This is a genomic window from Bacillus sp. cl96, from assembly GCF_900100505.1.
GTDB classification, from domain to species: Bacteria; Bacillota; Bacilli; order Bacillales; family Bacillaceae_G; genus Bacillus_A; species Bacillus_A cereus.
In genome coordinates this window covers 19,308-34,777 of sequence record NZ_FNDM01000018.1, presented here as the reverse complement: position 1 = coordinate 34,777, position 15,470 = coordinate 19,308, and the positions used below count along the sequence as shown (strand labels likewise).

Sequence of the window (15,470 nt, the reverse complement as noted above, 5' to 3'; positions counted from 1 at the left end):
CTTAAGAAACTTTTGTAAAATGATAGGATTACAAAAATGTAATGTGGGTGTAAGGAAACTGGATTGTACCATCTTTATGGTTAAAGCATACTTAAGGTAAGGAAGATTTATATTTTAACGGGTATAAATCTTACAAGTAGAATAGAAAGGTTAGGTATTATCATATGAAATGGATCATGAGAATTTTTGTGTTATTAGCTATAGTAGGAGGTGCTTTCTACTATATGAAGTCAGGGAATGGATATTATTTGACTAAACAATATTATGTAAAAGTAACGACTGATTCTAAAGTAGAAAACGAAAAATTGAGTAATGGAGAAGTTCTTACGTATCATGTTTACGATGAGAAGGTGTACGATAAAAAAGGGGAAGAAAGAGAACTGAAAATTTCCTTGCAAAATGAATTGGAAAAAAATCAATATTATTTGATTGATTGGGAAGATCGCCGTGGGATTGTTTCTAAAATAGCTAAAGTGAATCAAGCAAAAATAGATAAAGGTATTTTAGATAAGTTGAACGCAAATTCATAATATTTCAGGATAAGTTAATCAAAAGCTGTGTTAGCGTAAGATTTATAAGAAAAAGGTATTGTAGCAAAAATAAAAGAGATTATTATAAATCAAAAAAGACCGAACCGTCTGGTTCTGTCTTTTTTTAGGAATGAAGAATGAATTTTACAAATGATGTGGCACAAAGCTGGATTGCTACAATTGGGATGACATGTATGAATAGTGGACTGTAACACTTATGTAGATGGTTTGCAGAGATATAAAATCAATATAGAAGAGGAGTATTATTCTAGATGACTTATGTAACTACAATTTTATCAATAGCGGGTATCGTTATCATGTCTTTAGCGAGGATTAATTTTAAAATAAGGGCGTTTGCTAATAAACCAGCTTGGGGTGGCTTCACTCTTCCCTTAATTCTAATTGGATTTATTTTATTTTGTATCGGTATGTTTTTAGGTTTTGTAAATCATCAACTATAAGGTGGGAATATTGTGAAGACGAAAAGCTATATGTTTTTCGTCTTTTCGTTCTCTTGCTTAATAAGAAAGATCCTGCAACTCAGTACAGGATCTTTAATCAAACGTATTTAAAAACTAAATTGTGGCTTCATATCACCTTTATAAGGTTCATGTTCAACGAATATAGTTATATCCTTACCAGCTTGGTCTTTACCAGTTCTTTTATACGTAAATTTATTCTTATTTAGTTCAGTAAGTTCAAGAGCAGCACCGTATTTGTTATTTCCAATTGAAACATGGGCTCTTATTTTATTTTCGTGTACAACATCGAAGTAGCCATAATCACCGCGGCTTTGACCTGTTTCGCTATTGAAAAACTCATATTTATTAGATTTGTCATCAAATTTTGCTAAACTTATAAAATTCGAATTAAACTGTGTTACATCGTTACCAGCTTCGTCTAATACCTTTGTTCCGTGCCAAAGGGTGCCGCCCAAAATTTTATCTCCATCAACATTTTTAACAATATCTCCTGTAGTCGTGTTCAACTGCTTGTCCGGGTCAGTGAAAGAAAGTTCTTTTTCTTTATATGGAACATGTTCAACGAAAACTTCTACATCTTTACCGTTAGCGTCTTTCCCCATTCGTTTATAAGTAAATATATTTTTATTTAGTTTTGTCATGTCAACGACAGCTTGATACTTCATTGATTCTGAAATTAATATTCTCTTCTTCCCATCATTTGTGACAAAGAAAGTTCCTTTATCACCACGACTTGCACCTGTTTTAGCATCAAAAAATTCATATCTGCCGGACTTCGCATCATATTTTGCAAGACCAATGAAGTTTGCATTCTCTTTTGTTAAGTCATTCTTATCTTTGTCATACACTCGTGTACCTTGCCAATTTGTCTCGCTAAGAATATTAGCCATTTTTTGCCCTTTAGTTAATTTATTTTCCTTTTTTGTTTCTTTAGCAACTTGTTCTTGTTTTTGTTTCCCATGATTTTCTTCAGCTTTAGTACCAGCACACCCTGTTAATGCTAATGTGAATCCGAGCAGTACGGATGAAAGTGCTTTTGCTTTTTTGTTCATGTTTTATCGTCTCCTTATTTTATGATTTCAAGTAGTACGGTTAGCGATTATAGTAGCAGTGCGTCATATATGAACTTAGTTGCTACGTTTCTTATGTTAATCCCCGACTATAAACTGCCTCTAAATAAAACATTAAAAAAAGATAAACTAATTCCTAAAATTTGTTCATATTTATAAAAAATCGCTAGATTACTGTAGTGCCTACGAGTAATCCAAAAAATACATTGTAAAGAAGAAGGAAAGCCGCTAATAATAATGTAATTGCTAATATAGCTAATCGATTGTAGTACAAAACTTTTGAGAAAAACTGTAGGAGTGGTGTTTTTGTAGGATTCTTTCGTTAGCAATCGGTTGTACATCATCATAAATTTGAACACCTACTGTATCGGGTAAGAAGAAAGTAGCCCCTTCATTGTTCGCAATATGTTGTACGTGAATAACTGTTTTATGTTTTTCACGAAATGCTTTCAAAACTTCTTTCGCTTTTTGTGCGGCTTTTTCAGGTTGATGTAATTCCATATTGTCACCTTCAAAGTAATCATTTTGTATGTCTACTAATAGCAACGCTTCGTTCATCGTTATGCCCCCATACTTAGTGATTCAGCACGTTATTTGTACTGTACCGTTATTATATAAATTGTAGCTATGCGGAAGTAATAACGTTGTGAAACGATTTGGGGGTATATAGTTTCAGTGTGAAAAAAGTGAAAGTTGCTATAAGTACAAATGGATTTTGTGGACTTCACGGCAAAGTTATAGATAGAGTGGCATTGCAGGGTTAAAAACCATAACTTTGCTGGAGGAGCGGGTTATGGTTTTTTTATGAGGAAATACGATTTTAAGTTTTTGCTGAAGGTGTTTTTCTAGGATATGCTGTGAGTGATTGGAGTGAGGTAGTGTCAGATATTGTCGACCAATCGATATATTGGAAAAATCGTTGATATATTGTGAGTTGTGATAGATATATTGGAAAAATCGTTGATATATTGTGAGTTATGATAGATATATTGAAAAAATCGTTGATATATTTGTAAAGGGGTGTTTGAGGTGATTGTGAAAGAAAGAAAAATGCCGATTTATATAAGACAGTTAGAAGCACTGCTTAGAAGGTTACCTGTACATCATCCAAAACGAAATTTAATTGGAGAAAACTTGGCAAAACACATGGCGGGGTATAAAGGGGAGCAAGCAATTGATTATCCACTTAGTTTTATTTCTGAGAAAGAGTATAGTGTTTTACATGATGTTCGCTTATCTAATCATGATCAATACTTTCAAATTGATACTATTATCATTTCCACAAAGTTTCTTCTTTTTCTTGAGATAAAAAATATAGCAGGTACATTAATGTTTGATGCAAAGTTTAATCAACTTATCCGAATAACAGAAGGAAATTCAGAGGGATTTCCAGATCCGGTTTTACAAATAAAAAGGCAAGAAATACAATTAAAGAAATGGTTAAGCTTACATGGATTTTCCTCTAGTCTTCCAATCGAGTCCCTCGTTGTTATTAGCTCGCCTCGTACCATTATAAAATCTTCAGATGACAATCTTCTTCATACAATTATTCATAGTGCAAATTTACCTCATAAAATAAAGTGGTTTGAAAGTAAATATAAGAGAAAAGTTATAGATAATGTAGATAGGCTCATTCATCAAATAATAACGGAGCATTCTCCACTTCAACAAAATATACTTGAGCAATATAAAATAGAAAAAGAGGAGTTGTTAAATGGAGTACAATGTGAGAAATGCTTAGTTATTCCAATGGTTAAAGTGAAGAAGGGTTGGTGTTGTACAAGTTGTAAAGATTTTTCAAAAGTGGCACATGAGGATGCTATACGAGATTATGCATTGCTCATTAGTACGACATGTACGAACGGTAATTTGAAAGAGTTTCTCCATGTTTCGTCGGGTATGGTTGTAAACAGAATTCTCCACACACTAAATCTCCCCTACACTGGCAACAACAAAGGACGAATATATGATTTAACTTCTTTCCAATCGTAATTTTGCTATAATAAATAAGTACTTATACGAAGGGGAGTCTAAAGAGAAAATGAAGTCATTTAATATCGATCATGTTATAGCTAGTGTTTTGCAATGGATATTAAATATAGCTTTAATTATATTATCCATTGTGTTATCGATTTTCTTAGTGAATGAGACAATTACGTTTGTGCAGTATATTTTTTCGGCAAAAGAGTATACGTCTTATAAATTGGTTGAAAGTATCATCGTCTATTTCTTATACTTCGAGTTCATTGCATTAATTATTAAGTATTTTAAATCGAACTATCATTTCCCGTTACGTTATTTTATTTATATCGGAATTACGGCCTTGATTCGATTGATTATTGTGTCTCATGAGGAACCGATGGAGACGTTATTATACGCAGGAGCAATTCTTGTTTTAGTTATTGCTTTATACATATCGAATATGAGAGATTTGAGAAAAGAGTAGTAGTGCAGACATAAGTTTGCACTACTTTTTTATTTGCAATTATCCATCCTATAATTGGGGGGCTGTAATCAAATGAATAGTGTCAGGACATTCTAATTTATAAGTTACTTTGTTGTCTTCAATATCTTTTGTGATTTTTTGGCATGTATTGTTCGAATATTGAATCTCTTGATTTTCACTATGTTTCTCATTTGTTTTTGTATAGTCAACATCATAATAGACGGAGGTAGACTCCTTTTCTTTTTTTACAGTTAAATCAATAATAACTGGCTCGTCCTTGGTATTAAATTTAGTAATTCTAACGGAATCGTCTTTATTTGAATTATAGTTTTTTACGAAAGTATCTAATTTCTCTATATTATAAACTTTATCGTTTTTTTCAATAACATCACCACGTTTTTTAGAAGCCTCAAAAGTATATGTCTCGTTTTTATCGTTTTTTTGCTCATTATTAGTACAACCAATAAGAGTAAATAAGACTAACGAGATTAAAGGTAATGCATACTTTCTATATTGTATTCTCATAGGTTCATCTCCCTTTCTTAATTTTTAACGATGATATATTTATAATTTTATCTTACTGAGATTTTTGGAAAGCCAAAAGACTGTTCTTTTTTCGTTAAGTTATTGTAAATGTCTACATTCTTTATTAATTGGTTATACATTTCGGCATAATATTGTTACATCTTGACTTTCAAGTTGCTTGAAAGTTTACAATGAAATTAGGGCGTTTGAAATCGAAAAAAATTGAGAAATTAAGTGAAGAGGTTTCTTTTACTTGGAGGTTATAGGAATGAATCAGGAATTGAAGTTACGTCCATTAGAACGAGAAGATTTAAAGTTTGTACACGAACTGAATAATAATGCGCATATTATGTCGTATTGGTTTGAAGAGCCGTATGAGGCATTTGTGGAGCTGCAAGACTTATACGATAAACATATACATGATCAAAGCGAACGCCGATTTATCGTTGAGAAAGACAATGAAATGGTTGGATTAGTTGAGTTAGTAGAAATAGATTATATTCACCGTAGAACAGAATTCCAAATTATTATTGATCCGAATTATCAAGGATATGGTTATGCAGTGGATGCGACGCGTTTAGCAATGGATTACGCTTTTTCTGTATTAAATATGCATAAAATATATTTAGTTGTGGATAAGGAAAATGAAAAAGCGGTACATGTTTATAAAAAGGTTGGATTTATGGTGGAAGGTGAACTGTTAGACGAGTTTTTCGTTGATGGTAACTATCATAATGCGATAAGAATGTGTATGTTCCAAAAGGCATACTTTGGCACAAAATAACCGTTTGGAAGAGATATAGTAGGGAATCCGTTAATTGAAATAAAACACTCACCATGAAATAGAAACATACGATATGGAAGAAAAATCATAAGTGAGTTGAATAATAATGAATCATTATTTTTATAATAGTAGACAAGTAGGAGCAGCTATTACGCTGGCTGGGGCACAGGGAACAATTCATGCTATGAATCAAGCTATTCAAATGCAACAACAAGCATATTTTGCACAAATGATGCAAAGTCAGTATATGCCGTATTCACAGCTTCCGATGCAAATTGTACATTACGATGTACATCCAGCTGGTTTATTTTCTATTCCATATGGCGGGACATATTTCTTATGAAAGAAAGCGACTCAATAGAGTCGCTTTTTTTCATATTCCGCCTAGCTTCATTCCAAGGAATGCGAAGAGGATACCAATTATGTACGTAGCGCTTAAGTATAAAAGGAAAGTGCTAATATTTTTTCGATTGAGAAGTTGAACGGCTTCTAGTTTAAACGTAGAAAATGTAGTGAATGCACCCATAAATCCAGTACCTAATAATAGTTGCCAGCCTGTAGTAACTCCGTTGCCGATTATATATCCAAGTAAAAACGCCCCTGTTATATTAATAAGGAATGTAGCAAGTGGAAATTGTGTTTTATTTCTTTTCTTAAACCAATTGCTAATTGCAAATCGTGTAATCGCACCGAAAAATCCTCCTGTTGCGACTAATAAGGCTTCTATCATGAGTAATCACCTTCCGTAAGAGATTTCTTAATTAAGAAATCTCCAAGTGTATAGCCAAGGCCAGACATAATGAGGCCACCAAGTATGCTACATGATACATATAAGAAGGCTATGCTCCACTCAGAATGATTGATCAATTGCACAGTTTCTACACTAAATGTTGAAAAAGTCGTAAAGGAACCGATGAATCCAGTTCCGATGCCTGTGATGACCTCTGAAGGTAAGATGTTTAGCCGGGCGATATAAGTAGTTAGCCACGCTAAGAAGAAGCAACCGATTAAGTTAATGAGTAATGTTGCTAATGGAAATGAATGATGCCAAAATGTGGTGATATTAAGACCTAAATAATAACGAGAAAGAGCTCCTAATATACCGGCAATGCCGACGATAATATAAATCAATTTTCTCACCTCTTTAAATAGATTGCTCAAAAAAATAGACTCCTACCAGTATGTATACTGGTAGGAGTCATTAGCTAAGCAGCGTTTATGGCGAACTCCATCGCCTAGGATTATTACATATAGTGTACTAAATATACCGTTTAAATTCCAGTGAGGAGGTGGGTGTAACGTTTCTTTTTTGATGTCTGAAGGTTTTTCAAGTAATTAAAATGGGATCGATTACTTATCAACTAAATATAGTGATATACGGTTTTAATTATGATAAAATGTTTCTTATGTGTGTCGTTTTGTTTTATTTGACTGAAAATAAAGAAAAATAAATTCGCGTGAAAAGGAGTCATTTATTTGAAGAAATTTTTAAAAATCGTATTTACATGTGTTTTAGTAGTAGCGGGCATTGTAGGAGGATTTCTAGCGTATATGACACTTACTAAAGAACAGCCTGCTGATGTTATAAGCTTGAAGGTGGAGAATAATAAGGAGCGCGTATTAGCGACTGGAAATGATTTTAAAGTTACAACATTTAATATTGGATATGCTGGGTTAGATAAGGATCAAGATTTCTTTATGGATGGTGGAAAGGGATCTGGTTCAAGTAGTAAAGAGCAAACGGAAACTAATTTAAAGAATATGCTTTCGTTTTTACAAAATGAGAATAGTGATTTTGCACTATTACAAGAAGTTGATATAAAGTCACTTCGTTCATTTGATGTAAATGAACATGAATTTTTGAAAAAAGGATTACCTGATTATGTTTCATCATTTGGCAAGAACTACGATACGAAATGGGTTCCAGTGCCAATAACAAATCCAATGGGATATGCGGAGGCTGGATTAAGTACGTTTTCTAAATACACTGTTCAAGAAGCGAAGAGGTTCCAGCTTCCTGGAATGGAGCCTTGGCCAAAGCGTTTGTTTGATTTAGATCGAGCAATTGTGGAATATAAAATTCCTGTTAATAATGGGAAACATGTTAGACTCGTAAATTTACATTTGTCTGCTTATGATGAAGGCGGGAAAATTAGAAAACAGCAAGTAGAGTACTTAAAAGAATATATGAACAAGCATTATGAAAATGGTGATTACGTAATAATGGGCGGAGATTGGAATCAATTAGTTTCAAACGCTCAATTAAGTGATCCGAAGTTCGTGAAAGAGCGCCCTGAGTGGTTAGTAGAGTTACCGAAGGACTTTACAGACGGTGGCTTTAAGTGGGCTGTAGATCCGTCTGTTATGACTGTGAGAGATGATGTAAAGAAATATGTAGAAGGTGAAAATTTCGTCACTATTATTGATGGCTTTATCGTTTCACCGAATGTAGAGATTGTAAATGTACAAGGGAAAGATTTAAAGTTTGAAAATAGCGATCATAACCCAGTAAGTGCGGTATTTAAACTGAAGTAATTGATATGTATAAGTAGAAGGTGGGGCTTCATATGGAGTGGTTAAAGAGGACTTGTTTTTCTAACCTTGAGAAAGAATCACAGAAAAATCATTTATTACTGTTTATAACGATTTGTAGTTTCTTTCTTGGGATAATCGCAATTGGGTATTATGGATATATTTTTACAGAGAGAGCAATAGCGTTTTGGATTTGTGGTATTTCTGTCGTTGCATTTGGAACGCTTTTTACTTTTATAAAAAGTATGGAATCAGCGTATAAATATATCATGACATTTATGTTGCTTACAATGTCTTACATTATGGTACAAGCCTTTAATGAAAGCCCGGCTGTATTTCAAATGGTCTATTTTACATTAGCTGTTTCACTTATTTACTTAAGTGAGCGCCTCATTTTAATTCTTGGCGGGGTAGCTGTTGTGATCACATTTATCCTTTGTAGCTATTGGCCGGAGCAATTTTTTGCTTATACAGCCTCGTCTGAAGCTGCTAATTTCGCAAGTTTGTTAGCGATTGTAACAATCGCTATGTGGGGCGTCACGAAAATCGGTTCTAATCTGCTCCTTCGTTTAAGTGATGAGAAGCAAGAAGTAATGAGAAAAGCTCAGGAGTTAGAAGAGACGCAAAGACTTATTGAAGAAACAGTTGTGAAACTAGATAGTAATTTCAATCATTTAAGACAAAATATGAACACGTCGATGGAATCGATGAGTGAAATTAATTTTGCCTTTGAAGAGGTGGCAGTTGGTACGCAATCACAATCAGAGATGATGTATCGTTCGGTAGAAGTATTGAATGATATGGAAGGAAATATTGAACAAATCATCTCTCAAGTAAGAACTGCATCGGCTCGTGTGGATGAAAGCTTAGAAATTTCAAAAGGTAGTGTACATACTCTAAGAAATTTTGAAACTAACATGAGAAGTTTAAATGATGTTGTTTCACAGTCTGGAATTATATTTAGAGATTTAATGATGCAATCGAAACAAATTAATGAAATTGTAGATGTAATAACGAATATTTCAAGTCAGACGAGTTTGCTAGCTTTAAATGCAAATATTGAAGCTGCGAGGGCAGGCGAGCATGGAAAAGGTTTTGCTATTGTAGCGAGTGAAGTGTTAAAGCTTGCTGAAGAATCAAATCGTTCTGCGGGAAGAATTCAAGGGATTTTGAAGGAGTTTAGTAATCAAGCAAGTAAGGTAGAAGTGCAAGTAGAAAAGTCAGAAAGAGTACAAGAAGAATGTAACGAGATGTTAGCAAGCGTTTTAACAAATGTAACTGATTTAGGGAAGTTTATTGATGCGATTAATGAAGTAATGCGAGAGGTTGTTGTTCATCAAGAAAGTTTCCAAGTTAAAACGACGAATATCGTAAAGGATGTTACGCATGCTTCTAACGTAATTCAGCAAACTTCTACAGCTACAGAAGAAGTGCTAGCGAGTGTGGAAGAAGAAAAACATCGAAATGATACGTCAGTGAAGACGTTACAAACTGTTAGCGAGCAAGTGAAGTTGTTAGAAGATATTTTAGAAAAGTAATATTGCTTGGAAAGAGCACGAATGATGTGCTCTTTTTTCATTGAAACGAATACTTGATAGGAATTTAATTGCTTTTCTGCGCGTTTTCTGCCAAGCTTAAGGAGATAAAATTCAGCTAATAGCGGAATTAAAATACTTCAAAGAAAGAATTAAATAGGTGACGCATATGATCGAAGTTAAGACTTCTGAACTTAGTGATGGAGAATTTAATAGAGGTGTATTTGCAACTCGTGATATTAAAAAAGGTGAGTTGATACACGCAGCACCAGTTATCTCTTATCCGAATGAACAGCATGAACATATTGAGAAAACATTACTTGCTGACTACGCATTTGAGTATGGAATCAATCATACGGCAATCCTTTTAGGATACGGTATGTTATTTAATCATTCATATACACCGAATGCAACGTATGATATTGTCTTCGAGAACCATACGTTTAACTTCTATGCTTATAAGGATATAAAAGCAGGAGAAGAAATTTTAATCAATTATAATGGTGAAGTTGATAACGATGAGCTGTTATGGTTTGATAAAGAAAAAGAAGAGAACGAAAAGTAATATAAAGAGTATAGAAAGAGCACATTCTGTCGGATGTGCTCTTTTTTTATTGATGTAAATAAAGTAAAAAGTACAAAAAAATACCACTTTCTTTTTGTGTGGTATAGTAAGATACTGAGGGATAGTGTTTTGAAAAAGTCACATATTTTACAAATTGTTGTCTTTCTGATGACATGTCAAGTTTAGTAGTCCATTTGGGTTGCTTTATTATGCAATATATATTTTAATATGAGTGGCACCTCTTATAAATTAAGAGGTTTATAGGTGTCTCGAATTGATTTTGGGTACACTGTATCCACCACTTTAGGTTCTTTCATGTACGTGGGGATATTATGGGCCCGTATAACGGGATAAAATGAATATAGAAATAGAGGAATCGTAAAATGAATATGCAAGAGGTTTATAAATATTTAAGTACGGTATTGCCTGAAGGACATGTTAAACAAGATGAAATGTTAAAGAATCATACGCATATTAAAGTTGGCGGAAAAGCAGATGTTTTTGTTGCGCCTACAAATTATGATGAAATTCAAGAAGTTATTAAATATGCGAACGAATATAATATTCCAGTTACGTTTTTAGGAAATGGATCGAATGTCATTATTAAAGATGGTGGAATTCGCGGGATTACAGTAAGTTTAATTCATATTACAGGTGTTACTGTAACAGGAACGACGATTGTAGCACAGTGTGGTGCAGCAATTATTGACGTATCACGTATTGCCTTAGACCATAACTTAACGGGTCTTGAGTTTGCTTGTGGTATTCCAGGTTCAGTTGGCGGAGCATTATATATGAATGCTGGTGCATACGGCGGTGAAATTTCGTTTGTATTAACAGAAGCTGTCGTAATGACAGGTGATGGAGAGCTACGTACTTTGACGAAAGAAGCATTTGAATTTGGATATCGTAAGAGTGTATTTGCGAACAACCATTACATTATTCTTGAAGCGAGATTTGAACTTGAAGAAGGTGTACATGAAGAAATTAAAGCAAAAATGGATGATTTAACGTTTAAACGTGAGTCAAAACAGCCTCTAGAATATCCTTCATGTGGTAGCGTATTTAAGCGCCCACCAAATAACTTTGCTGGTAAGTTAATTCAAGACTCAGGACTACAAGGTAAGCGAATTGGTGGAGTAGAAGTTTCTTTAAAACACGCTGGGTTTATGGTGAATGTTGATAACGGAACAGCACAAGATTACATCGATTTAATTCACTTCGTACAAAAGACAGTTGAAGAGAAATTTGGCGTGAAGTTGGAGCGAGAAGTAAGGATTATTGGAGAAGATAAGGAATAAAGAAATACGTATGAAGATATGAATTATTTTAAAATAATATTTGGGTATTGTTGACAATTTGTTTTCAATTCAATATAATGGCTAATAATTTAACAAATAACATACGTTGAAAGAGCCCAGTAGCAGTTTGTCACTGTTAACGAGAGAGCTAGGGGTTGCTGGAACCTAGCACAAACAAACTTGTGAATTACACTCTGGAGTATCTTAGGTAATGCTAAGCGGACTGGCAATCGATATTATTGCTAAGAGTGGTATGAGTAGCTATGCTATTTATACAAACTGGGTGGTAACACGGTGAATAATCGTCCCTATGTCATAGACATAGGGATTTTTTGTTTTAAAAAAATAAAGGGGATGACAAAAGATGAATATCATTGATGAGTTAGAATGGCGCGGCGCCGTTAATCAACAGACTGACGAAGAAGGCTTACGTAAGCTAGTAGAAGAGAAAAAGATTTCACTATACTGCGGAGTTGATCCAACCGGTGATAGTATGCATATCGGACATTTGATTCCGTTTATGATGATGAAGAGATTCCAATTAGCCGGCCATCATCCTGTTATTTTAATTGGCGGGGCAACAGGAACAATTGGTGATCCGAGTGGACGACAATCAGAGCGTCAACTTCAAACGTTAGAAGTGGTTCAGCATAATGTAGATGCGTTAACAGCACAAATGAAAAAGCTATTTGATTTTGGTGGAAATAGCGAAGTGAAGATGGTAAATAACTATGATTGGACACATGAAATAAATATTATTGAGTTTTTACGTGATTACGGGAAAAACTTTAGCATCAATAGCATGTTAGCGAAGGATATTGTAGCAAGCCGTTTGGATACAGGTATTTCTTTCACGGAATTCACGTACCAAATTTTGCAAGCGATGGACTTCCATCATTTATACACGAAAGAGGATGTTCAACTGCAAATTGGTGGTAGTGACCAATGGGGAAATATTACGAGTGGTTTAGATTTAATTCGTAAGTTAGAAGGTCATGAGGCGAAAGTATTCGGATTAACGATTCCGTTATTATTAAAATCGGACGGTACGAAGTTTGGTAAATCAGCGGGTGGTGCGGTTTGGCTTGATCCTGAAAAAACGACACCGTTTGAATTTTACCAGTTCTGGGTAAATACAGATGACCGTGACGTCGTTAAATACTTGAAATACTTTACGTTCTTAACGAAAGAGCGTATTGATGAATTAGCGGTTAAGGTGGAAACAGAGCCTCATAAACGTGAAGCACAAAAAGTACTAGCAGAAGAAATGACGAAATTCGTTCATGGAGAAGAAGCATTCCTGCAAGCTGTGAAAATTACAGCAGCGTTATTTAGCGGAGATATTAAATCGTTAACAGCTGATGAAATTGAACAAGGTTTTAAAGAGATGCCAACATTCCAGTCTTCAAAAGAGACGAAAAACATCGTAGAGTGGCTAGTTGATTTAGGAATTGAACCATCTAGACGACAAGCGCGTGAAGATATTAATAACGGAGCGATTTCTATGAATGGTGAGAAAGTAACAGATGTGGGTACGGATGTTACTGTAGAAAATTCATTTGATGGACGATTTATTATTATCCGTAAAGGGAAGAAGAATTACAGCCTTGTGAAGTTAGGCGAATAGTTTGTGTGAAAGGATGGGAGTAGGAAGAATACTTCCATCTTTTCGTATACACAATTTGGACATAAAATAATCAGTAAATTTAGATAATTAAAAGGGTTATACGATTCTTCTGCCGAATAAATAAGTTAGAGAAAATTACGGATAAAAATAGCCCGAACCATGCAGGGCATGATTCGGGCTTATATTCAGATTAGTAAGCTAAGCTGAATAGACCTTTAATGTGTGATAAGTAACGAACGTTACTTGCTTCTTTCATTAATGATGCTGGTAAGCCTTTAAGTGGAGTATTGCTTGCTCCAATTGTAGCAACCGCATCTTTACGTCCTAGACTAGCAAGTGTTCCAGAGTTTACAGGTGCGAACTCTTCGAATGCTTTGCCTTCTAGTGCTGCGTATAAGTTGTATCCAATTAACTCACCCATTTGCCAAGCGATTTGTGCAGTTGGTGGGTATGGACGTCCGTCTGGAGCGAAGACAACAGCGCTGTCTCCAGCAACGAATACGTCTTTGTGAGAAGTAGATTGTAGGTATGCATCAACTGTTGCACGTCCACGGTTAACTTCAAGACCTGATTCACCGATTAATGGGTTACCTTGTACGCCGCCCGTCCAAACGAATGTGTTAGCAACAAGTTTTTGACCGTCTTTTAAGTCGATTTCGTTGCCAGCAACGTTTGTTACAGGAAGACCAGTTAAGAATGTAACGCCGCGCGCTTCTAGGCTAGTAGTTGCACGTTCGATTAAGTGGTCTGGTAATACTGGAAGGATTTTTGGACCTGCTTCAACAAGAAGAAGTTTCACTTCTTTTGGATTTACGCCGTGGCTTTTTGCAAGTTTAGGCATAATGTCAGCAAGCTCACCAACTAGCTCAACGCCAGTTAATCCGCCACCACCTATTACGATTGTAGCATCAGCTTCGTTTTTCGTTTTCGCGTATTCACGAATACGGTCTTCAACGTGTTTGTAGATTTTATTCGCATCAGCAGCAGATTTTAATACCATGCTGTTTTCTTCTAGTCCTGGAATACCGAAGTAAGCAGTTTTACTTCCTAAAGCAACTACAAGTGCATCGTAAGATAAAGTAGTGCCGCCAGCTAGTTTGATTTCTTTGCTATCAACTGAGAATGACTCAACTGTTGCGATTTTAAGATCGATATCTTTACCTTTGAAAAGCTTTGTAAGTGGCATTGCAACTGCTTGCTCAGACACGTTACCAGCTGCAAGGCGGTGTAGTTCAGTGATGATTTGGTGCGTTGGGTATTGGTTAATCACTGTAACTTGTGCTTCTGATTTACTGTAATATTTACGTACGTTTAAAGCGGCAAGAAGACCGCCATAACCAGCGCCTAAGATGACAATTTGTTTTGACATAGTATGATATCCCCCGTCTTTACTAATTGTTGTTATAAGTTAACTTATTTATTGTTACGTTCTGCACTAATTTGAAGATATGCGTTCACAAAGCGGAACATTTTTTGTGCTTGTGGATCTTTTAATAATTTTAATAGACCGAACAGGCCGATAACTTCGTTGCTTTCGTCAGCACGATCTTTCGCTTCGATTGCAGTAGCAGCCATGCTTTTCACTGTATCTTTTACAGGTTCTACAAGCTCTGTGATTGCACCAACAGTGTCGCTTTTTAATACTTCATCAGTAGCAACAGTTTGAGCGAAGTCATAAGACTTAGTTAAAATGTTAACAAGCTCAGTTAATTTTGGAAGCTGTTCTACTAGTGTTGTTAATGATTCTTGTACCTCAGGTTTTAACAACTGATCAAGTACATCAAGTTGTCCTTGGCTAGCAGAAATTTGTACAGTTTCTTGTTCTGGCTTTGTTTGAGTCATAGTTTCTGGCATCTCCAATTCTCCTTTACGATAGCAATACTCTTATTTTTTATAAGTAAGATAGTAAACGGTTACGAAACTTTATACAAAGTTTCACAAAACACAATAAAATGCCTTTAAATTTATGACAGCAAGTAAGCTGACATAAATCTAAAACCATAACGTCTTACTTATTATTTATGAACTGTCCGATACATGGCTTGTCCGCATAATGGAAAAGCTCCGTTACCG

General features: G+C 34.9%; 17 protein-coding genes, 1 pseudogene, 1 riboswitch and 1 other annotated feature. Of the genes and pseudogenes, 11 read left to right on the top strand and 7 right to left on the bottom strand.

Translation table 11 applies throughout. From position 1 onward, the window contains the following. The first annotated feature begins 164 nt into the window (after positions 1-164). Together BLT20_RS26635 and BLT20_RS26630 are read left to right on the top strand one after the other, a co-directional pair. Positions 165-530 (top strand): YxeA family protein, encoded by a 366-nt coding sequence (locus BLT20_RS26635; RefSeq protein ID WP_002164645.1) that lies wholly within the window; start codon positions 165-167, stop codon positions 528-530. 272 nt (positions 531-802) lie between these two features. Beyond that, a complete protein-coding gene (locus BLT20_RS26630) occupies positions 803-991 on the top strand; it encodes a hypothetical protein (protein ID WP_000222858.1) in 189 nt (62 codons plus the stop codon). Positions 992-1,098: 107 nt separating this feature from the next. Here the strand turns inward: BLT20_RS26630 and BLT20_RS26625 are convergent, their stop codons facing one another. Continuing rightward, a complete protein-coding gene (locus BLT20_RS26625; RefSeq protein WP_001034140.1) occupies positions 1,099-2,064 on the bottom strand; it encodes a DUF4822 domain-containing protein in 966 nt (321 codons plus the stop codon). 303 nt (positions 2,065-2,367) lie between these two features. Continuing rightward, positions 2,368-2,640, bottom strand: a pseudogene (locus tag BLT20_RS31175) (isochorismatase family protein); the annotation flags it as partial. Positions 2,641-3,117: 477 nt separating this feature from the next. Between BLT20_RS31175 and BLT20_RS26615 the strand changes: the two are divergent. Together BLT20_RS26615 and psiE are read left to right on the top strand one after the other, a co-directional pair. Continuing rightward, a complete protein-coding gene (locus BLT20_RS26615) occupies positions 3,118-4,074 on the top strand; it encodes a nuclease-related domain-containing protein (RefSeq protein WP_061685265.1) in 957 nt (318 codons plus the stop codon). 49 nt (positions 4,075-4,123) lie between these two features. Next, on the top strand, positions 4,124-4,528 hold the full coding sequence (gene psiE / locus BLT20_RS26610; protein ID WP_000834708.1) for a phosphate-starvation-inducible protein PsiE: 405 nt from the start codon (positions 4,124-4,126) through the stop codon (positions 4,526-4,528). A gap of 48 nt (positions 4,529-4,576) precedes the next feature. On the opposite strand, the gene BLT20_RS26605 is transcribed toward psiE, so the two are convergent. Then, the gene (locus tag BLT20_RS26605) at positions 4,577-5,053 is read right to left on the bottom strand and encodes a DUF4362 domain-containing protein (protein ID WP_001222624.1); all 477 of its coding nucleotides are present in this window, start codon (positions 5,051-5,053) and stop codon (positions 4,577-4,579) included. A gap of 268 nt (positions 5,054-5,321) precedes the next feature. On the opposite strand from BLT20_RS26605, the gene speG reads away from it, so the two are divergent. Continuing rightward, entirely contained in the window at positions 5,322-5,837 is a 516-nt protein-coding gene (gene speG, locus BLT20_RS26600) for a spermidine N1-acetyltransferase (protein ID WP_001071093.1), read from the top strand. Between the two features lie 103 nt (positions 5,838-5,940). After that, positions 5,941-6,180 carry a DUF3947 family protein gene (locus BLT20_RS26595; RefSeq protein WP_033684600.1) on the top strand — a complete coding sequence of 80 codons (240 nt, stop codon included), beginning with the start codon at positions 5,941-5,943 and terminating at the stop codon, positions 6,178-6,180. A 30-nt stretch (positions 6,181-6,210) separates the two neighbouring features. Here the strand turns inward: BLT20_RS26595 and crcB (BLT20_RS26590) are convergent, their stop codons facing one another. Next, complete coding sequence (gene crcB / locus BLT20_RS26590) at positions 6,211-6,567, bottom strand: fluoride efflux transporter CrcB (protein ID WP_000568587.1); 357 nt, start codon at positions 6,565-6,567, stop codon at positions 6,211-6,213. Further along, positions 6,564-6,968 (bottom strand): fluoride efflux transporter CrcB, encoded by a 405-nt coding sequence (gene crcB, locus BLT20_RS26585; protein WP_000639315.1) that lies wholly within the window; start codon positions 6,966-6,968, stop codon positions 6,564-6,566. The genes crcB (BLT20_RS26590) and crcB (BLT20_RS26585) overlap by 4 nt, the downstream gene beginning before the upstream one ends. Positions 6,969-7,022: 54 nt before the next feature. Further along, positions 7,023-7,082: riboswitch (Fluoride riboswitch) on the bottom strand. A 231-nt stretch (positions 7,083-7,313) separates the two neighbouring features. Between crcB (BLT20_RS26585) and BLT20_RS26580 the strand changes: the two genes are divergently transcribed. The 5 genes from BLT20_RS26580 (at position 7,314) to tyrS (ending at position 13,397) form a co-directional block, all read left to right on the top strand. Then, positions 7,314-8,372 carry an endonuclease/exonuclease/phosphatase family protein gene (locus BLT20_RS26580; protein ID WP_000714048.1) on the top strand — a complete coding sequence of 353 codons (1,059 nt, stop codon included), beginning with the start codon at positions 7,314-7,316 and terminating at the stop codon, positions 8,370-8,372. Between the two features lie 32 nt (positions 8,373-8,404). Continuing rightward, positions 8,405-9,907 (top strand): DUF4077 domain-containing protein, encoded by a 1,503-nt coding sequence (locus BLT20_RS26575; protein WP_000455083.1) that lies wholly within the window; start codon positions 8,405-8,407, stop codon positions 9,905-9,907. A 166-nt stretch (positions 9,908-10,073) separates the two neighbouring features. Continuing rightward, positions 10,074-10,469, top strand: a complete 396-nt coding sequence (locus BLT20_RS26570; RefSeq protein ID WP_000573649.1) for an SET domain-containing protein — start codon at positions 10,074-10,076, stop codon at positions 10,467-10,469. Between the two features lie 383 nt (positions 10,470-10,852). Then, a complete protein-coding gene (murB, locus tag BLT20_RS26565; protein WP_001057102.1) occupies positions 10,853-11,770 on the top strand; it encodes a UDP-N-acetylmuramate dehydrogenase in 918 nt (305 codons plus the stop codon). A 97-nt stretch (positions 11,771-11,867) separates the two neighbouring features. Continuing rightward, positions 11,868-12,083, top strand: a binding site (T-box leader). A 51-nt stretch (positions 12,084-12,134) separates the two neighbouring features. Then, a complete protein-coding gene (gene tyrS, locus BLT20_RS26560) occupies positions 12,135-13,397 on the top strand; it encodes a tyrosine--tRNA ligase (protein ID WP_001021108.1) in 1,263 nt (420 codons plus the stop codon). A gap of 190 nt (positions 13,398-13,587) precedes the next feature. On the opposite strand, the gene BLT20_RS26555 is transcribed toward tyrS, so the two are convergent. Beyond that, a complete protein-coding gene (locus tag BLT20_RS26555; protein ID WP_000043202.1) occupies positions 13,588-14,766 on the bottom strand; it encodes an NAD(P)/FAD-dependent oxidoreductase in 1,179 nt (392 codons plus the stop codon). A gap of 44 nt (positions 14,767-14,810) precedes the next feature. Next, the gene (locus BLT20_RS26550) at positions 14,811-15,251 is read right to left on the bottom strand and encodes a DUF1641 domain-containing protein (RefSeq protein WP_001115309.1); all 441 of its coding nucleotides are present in this window, start codon (positions 15,249-15,251) and stop codon (positions 14,811-14,813) included. Positions 15,252-15,470 lie beyond the last annotated feature (219 nt).

Bases quoted from the DNA above. Each gene is read 5' to 3' on its own strand.
- BLT20_RS26635 (WP_002164645.1), top strand. From the start codon at position 165: ATGAAATGGATCATGAGAATTTTTGTGTTATTAGCTATAGTAGGAGGT.
- BLT20_RS26630 (WP_000222858.1), top strand. From the start codon at position 803: ATGACTTATGTAACTACAATTTTATCAATAGCGGGTATCGTTATCATG.
- BLT20_RS26625 (WP_001034140.1), bottom strand. From the start codon at position 2,064: ATGAACAAAAAAGCAAAAGCACTTTCATCCGTACTGCTCGGATTCACA.
- psiE (WP_000834708.1), top strand. From the start codon at position 4,124: ATGAAGTCATTTAATATCGATCATGTTATAGCTAGTGTTTTGCAATGG.
- BLT20_RS26605 (WP_001222624.1), bottom strand. From the start codon at position 5,053: ATGAGAATACAATATAGAAAGTATGCATTACCTTTAATCTCGTTAGTC.
- speG (WP_001071093.1), top strand. From the start codon at position 5,322: ATGAATCAGGAATTGAAGTTACGTCCATTAGAACGAGAAGATTTAAAG.
- crcB (WP_000568587.1), bottom strand. From the start codon at position 6,567: ATGATAGAAGCCTTATTAGTCGCAACAGGAGGATTTTTCGGTGCGATT.
- BLT20_RS26575 (WP_000455083.1), top strand. From the start codon at position 8,405: ATGGAGTGGTTAAAGAGGACTTGTTTTTCTAACCTTGAGAAAGAATCA.
- BLT20_RS26570 (WP_000573649.1), top strand. From the start codon at position 10,074: ATGATCGAAGTTAAGACTTCTGAACTTAGTGATGGAGAATTTAATAGA.
- murB (WP_001057102.1), top strand. From the start codon at position 10,853: ATGAATATGCAAGAGGTTTATAAATATTTAAGTACGGTATTGCCTGAA.
- tyrS (WP_001021108.1), top strand. From the start codon at position 12,135: ATGAATATCATTGATGAGTTAGAATGGCGCGGCGCCGTTAATCAACAG.
- BLT20_RS26555 (WP_000043202.1), bottom strand. From the start codon at position 14,766: ATGTCAAAACAAATTGTCATCTTAGGCGCTGGTTATGGCGGTCTTCTT.
- BLT20_RS26550 (WP_001115309.1), bottom strand. From the start codon at position 15,251: ATGCCAGAAACTATGACTCAAACAAAGCCAGAACAAGAAACTGTACAA.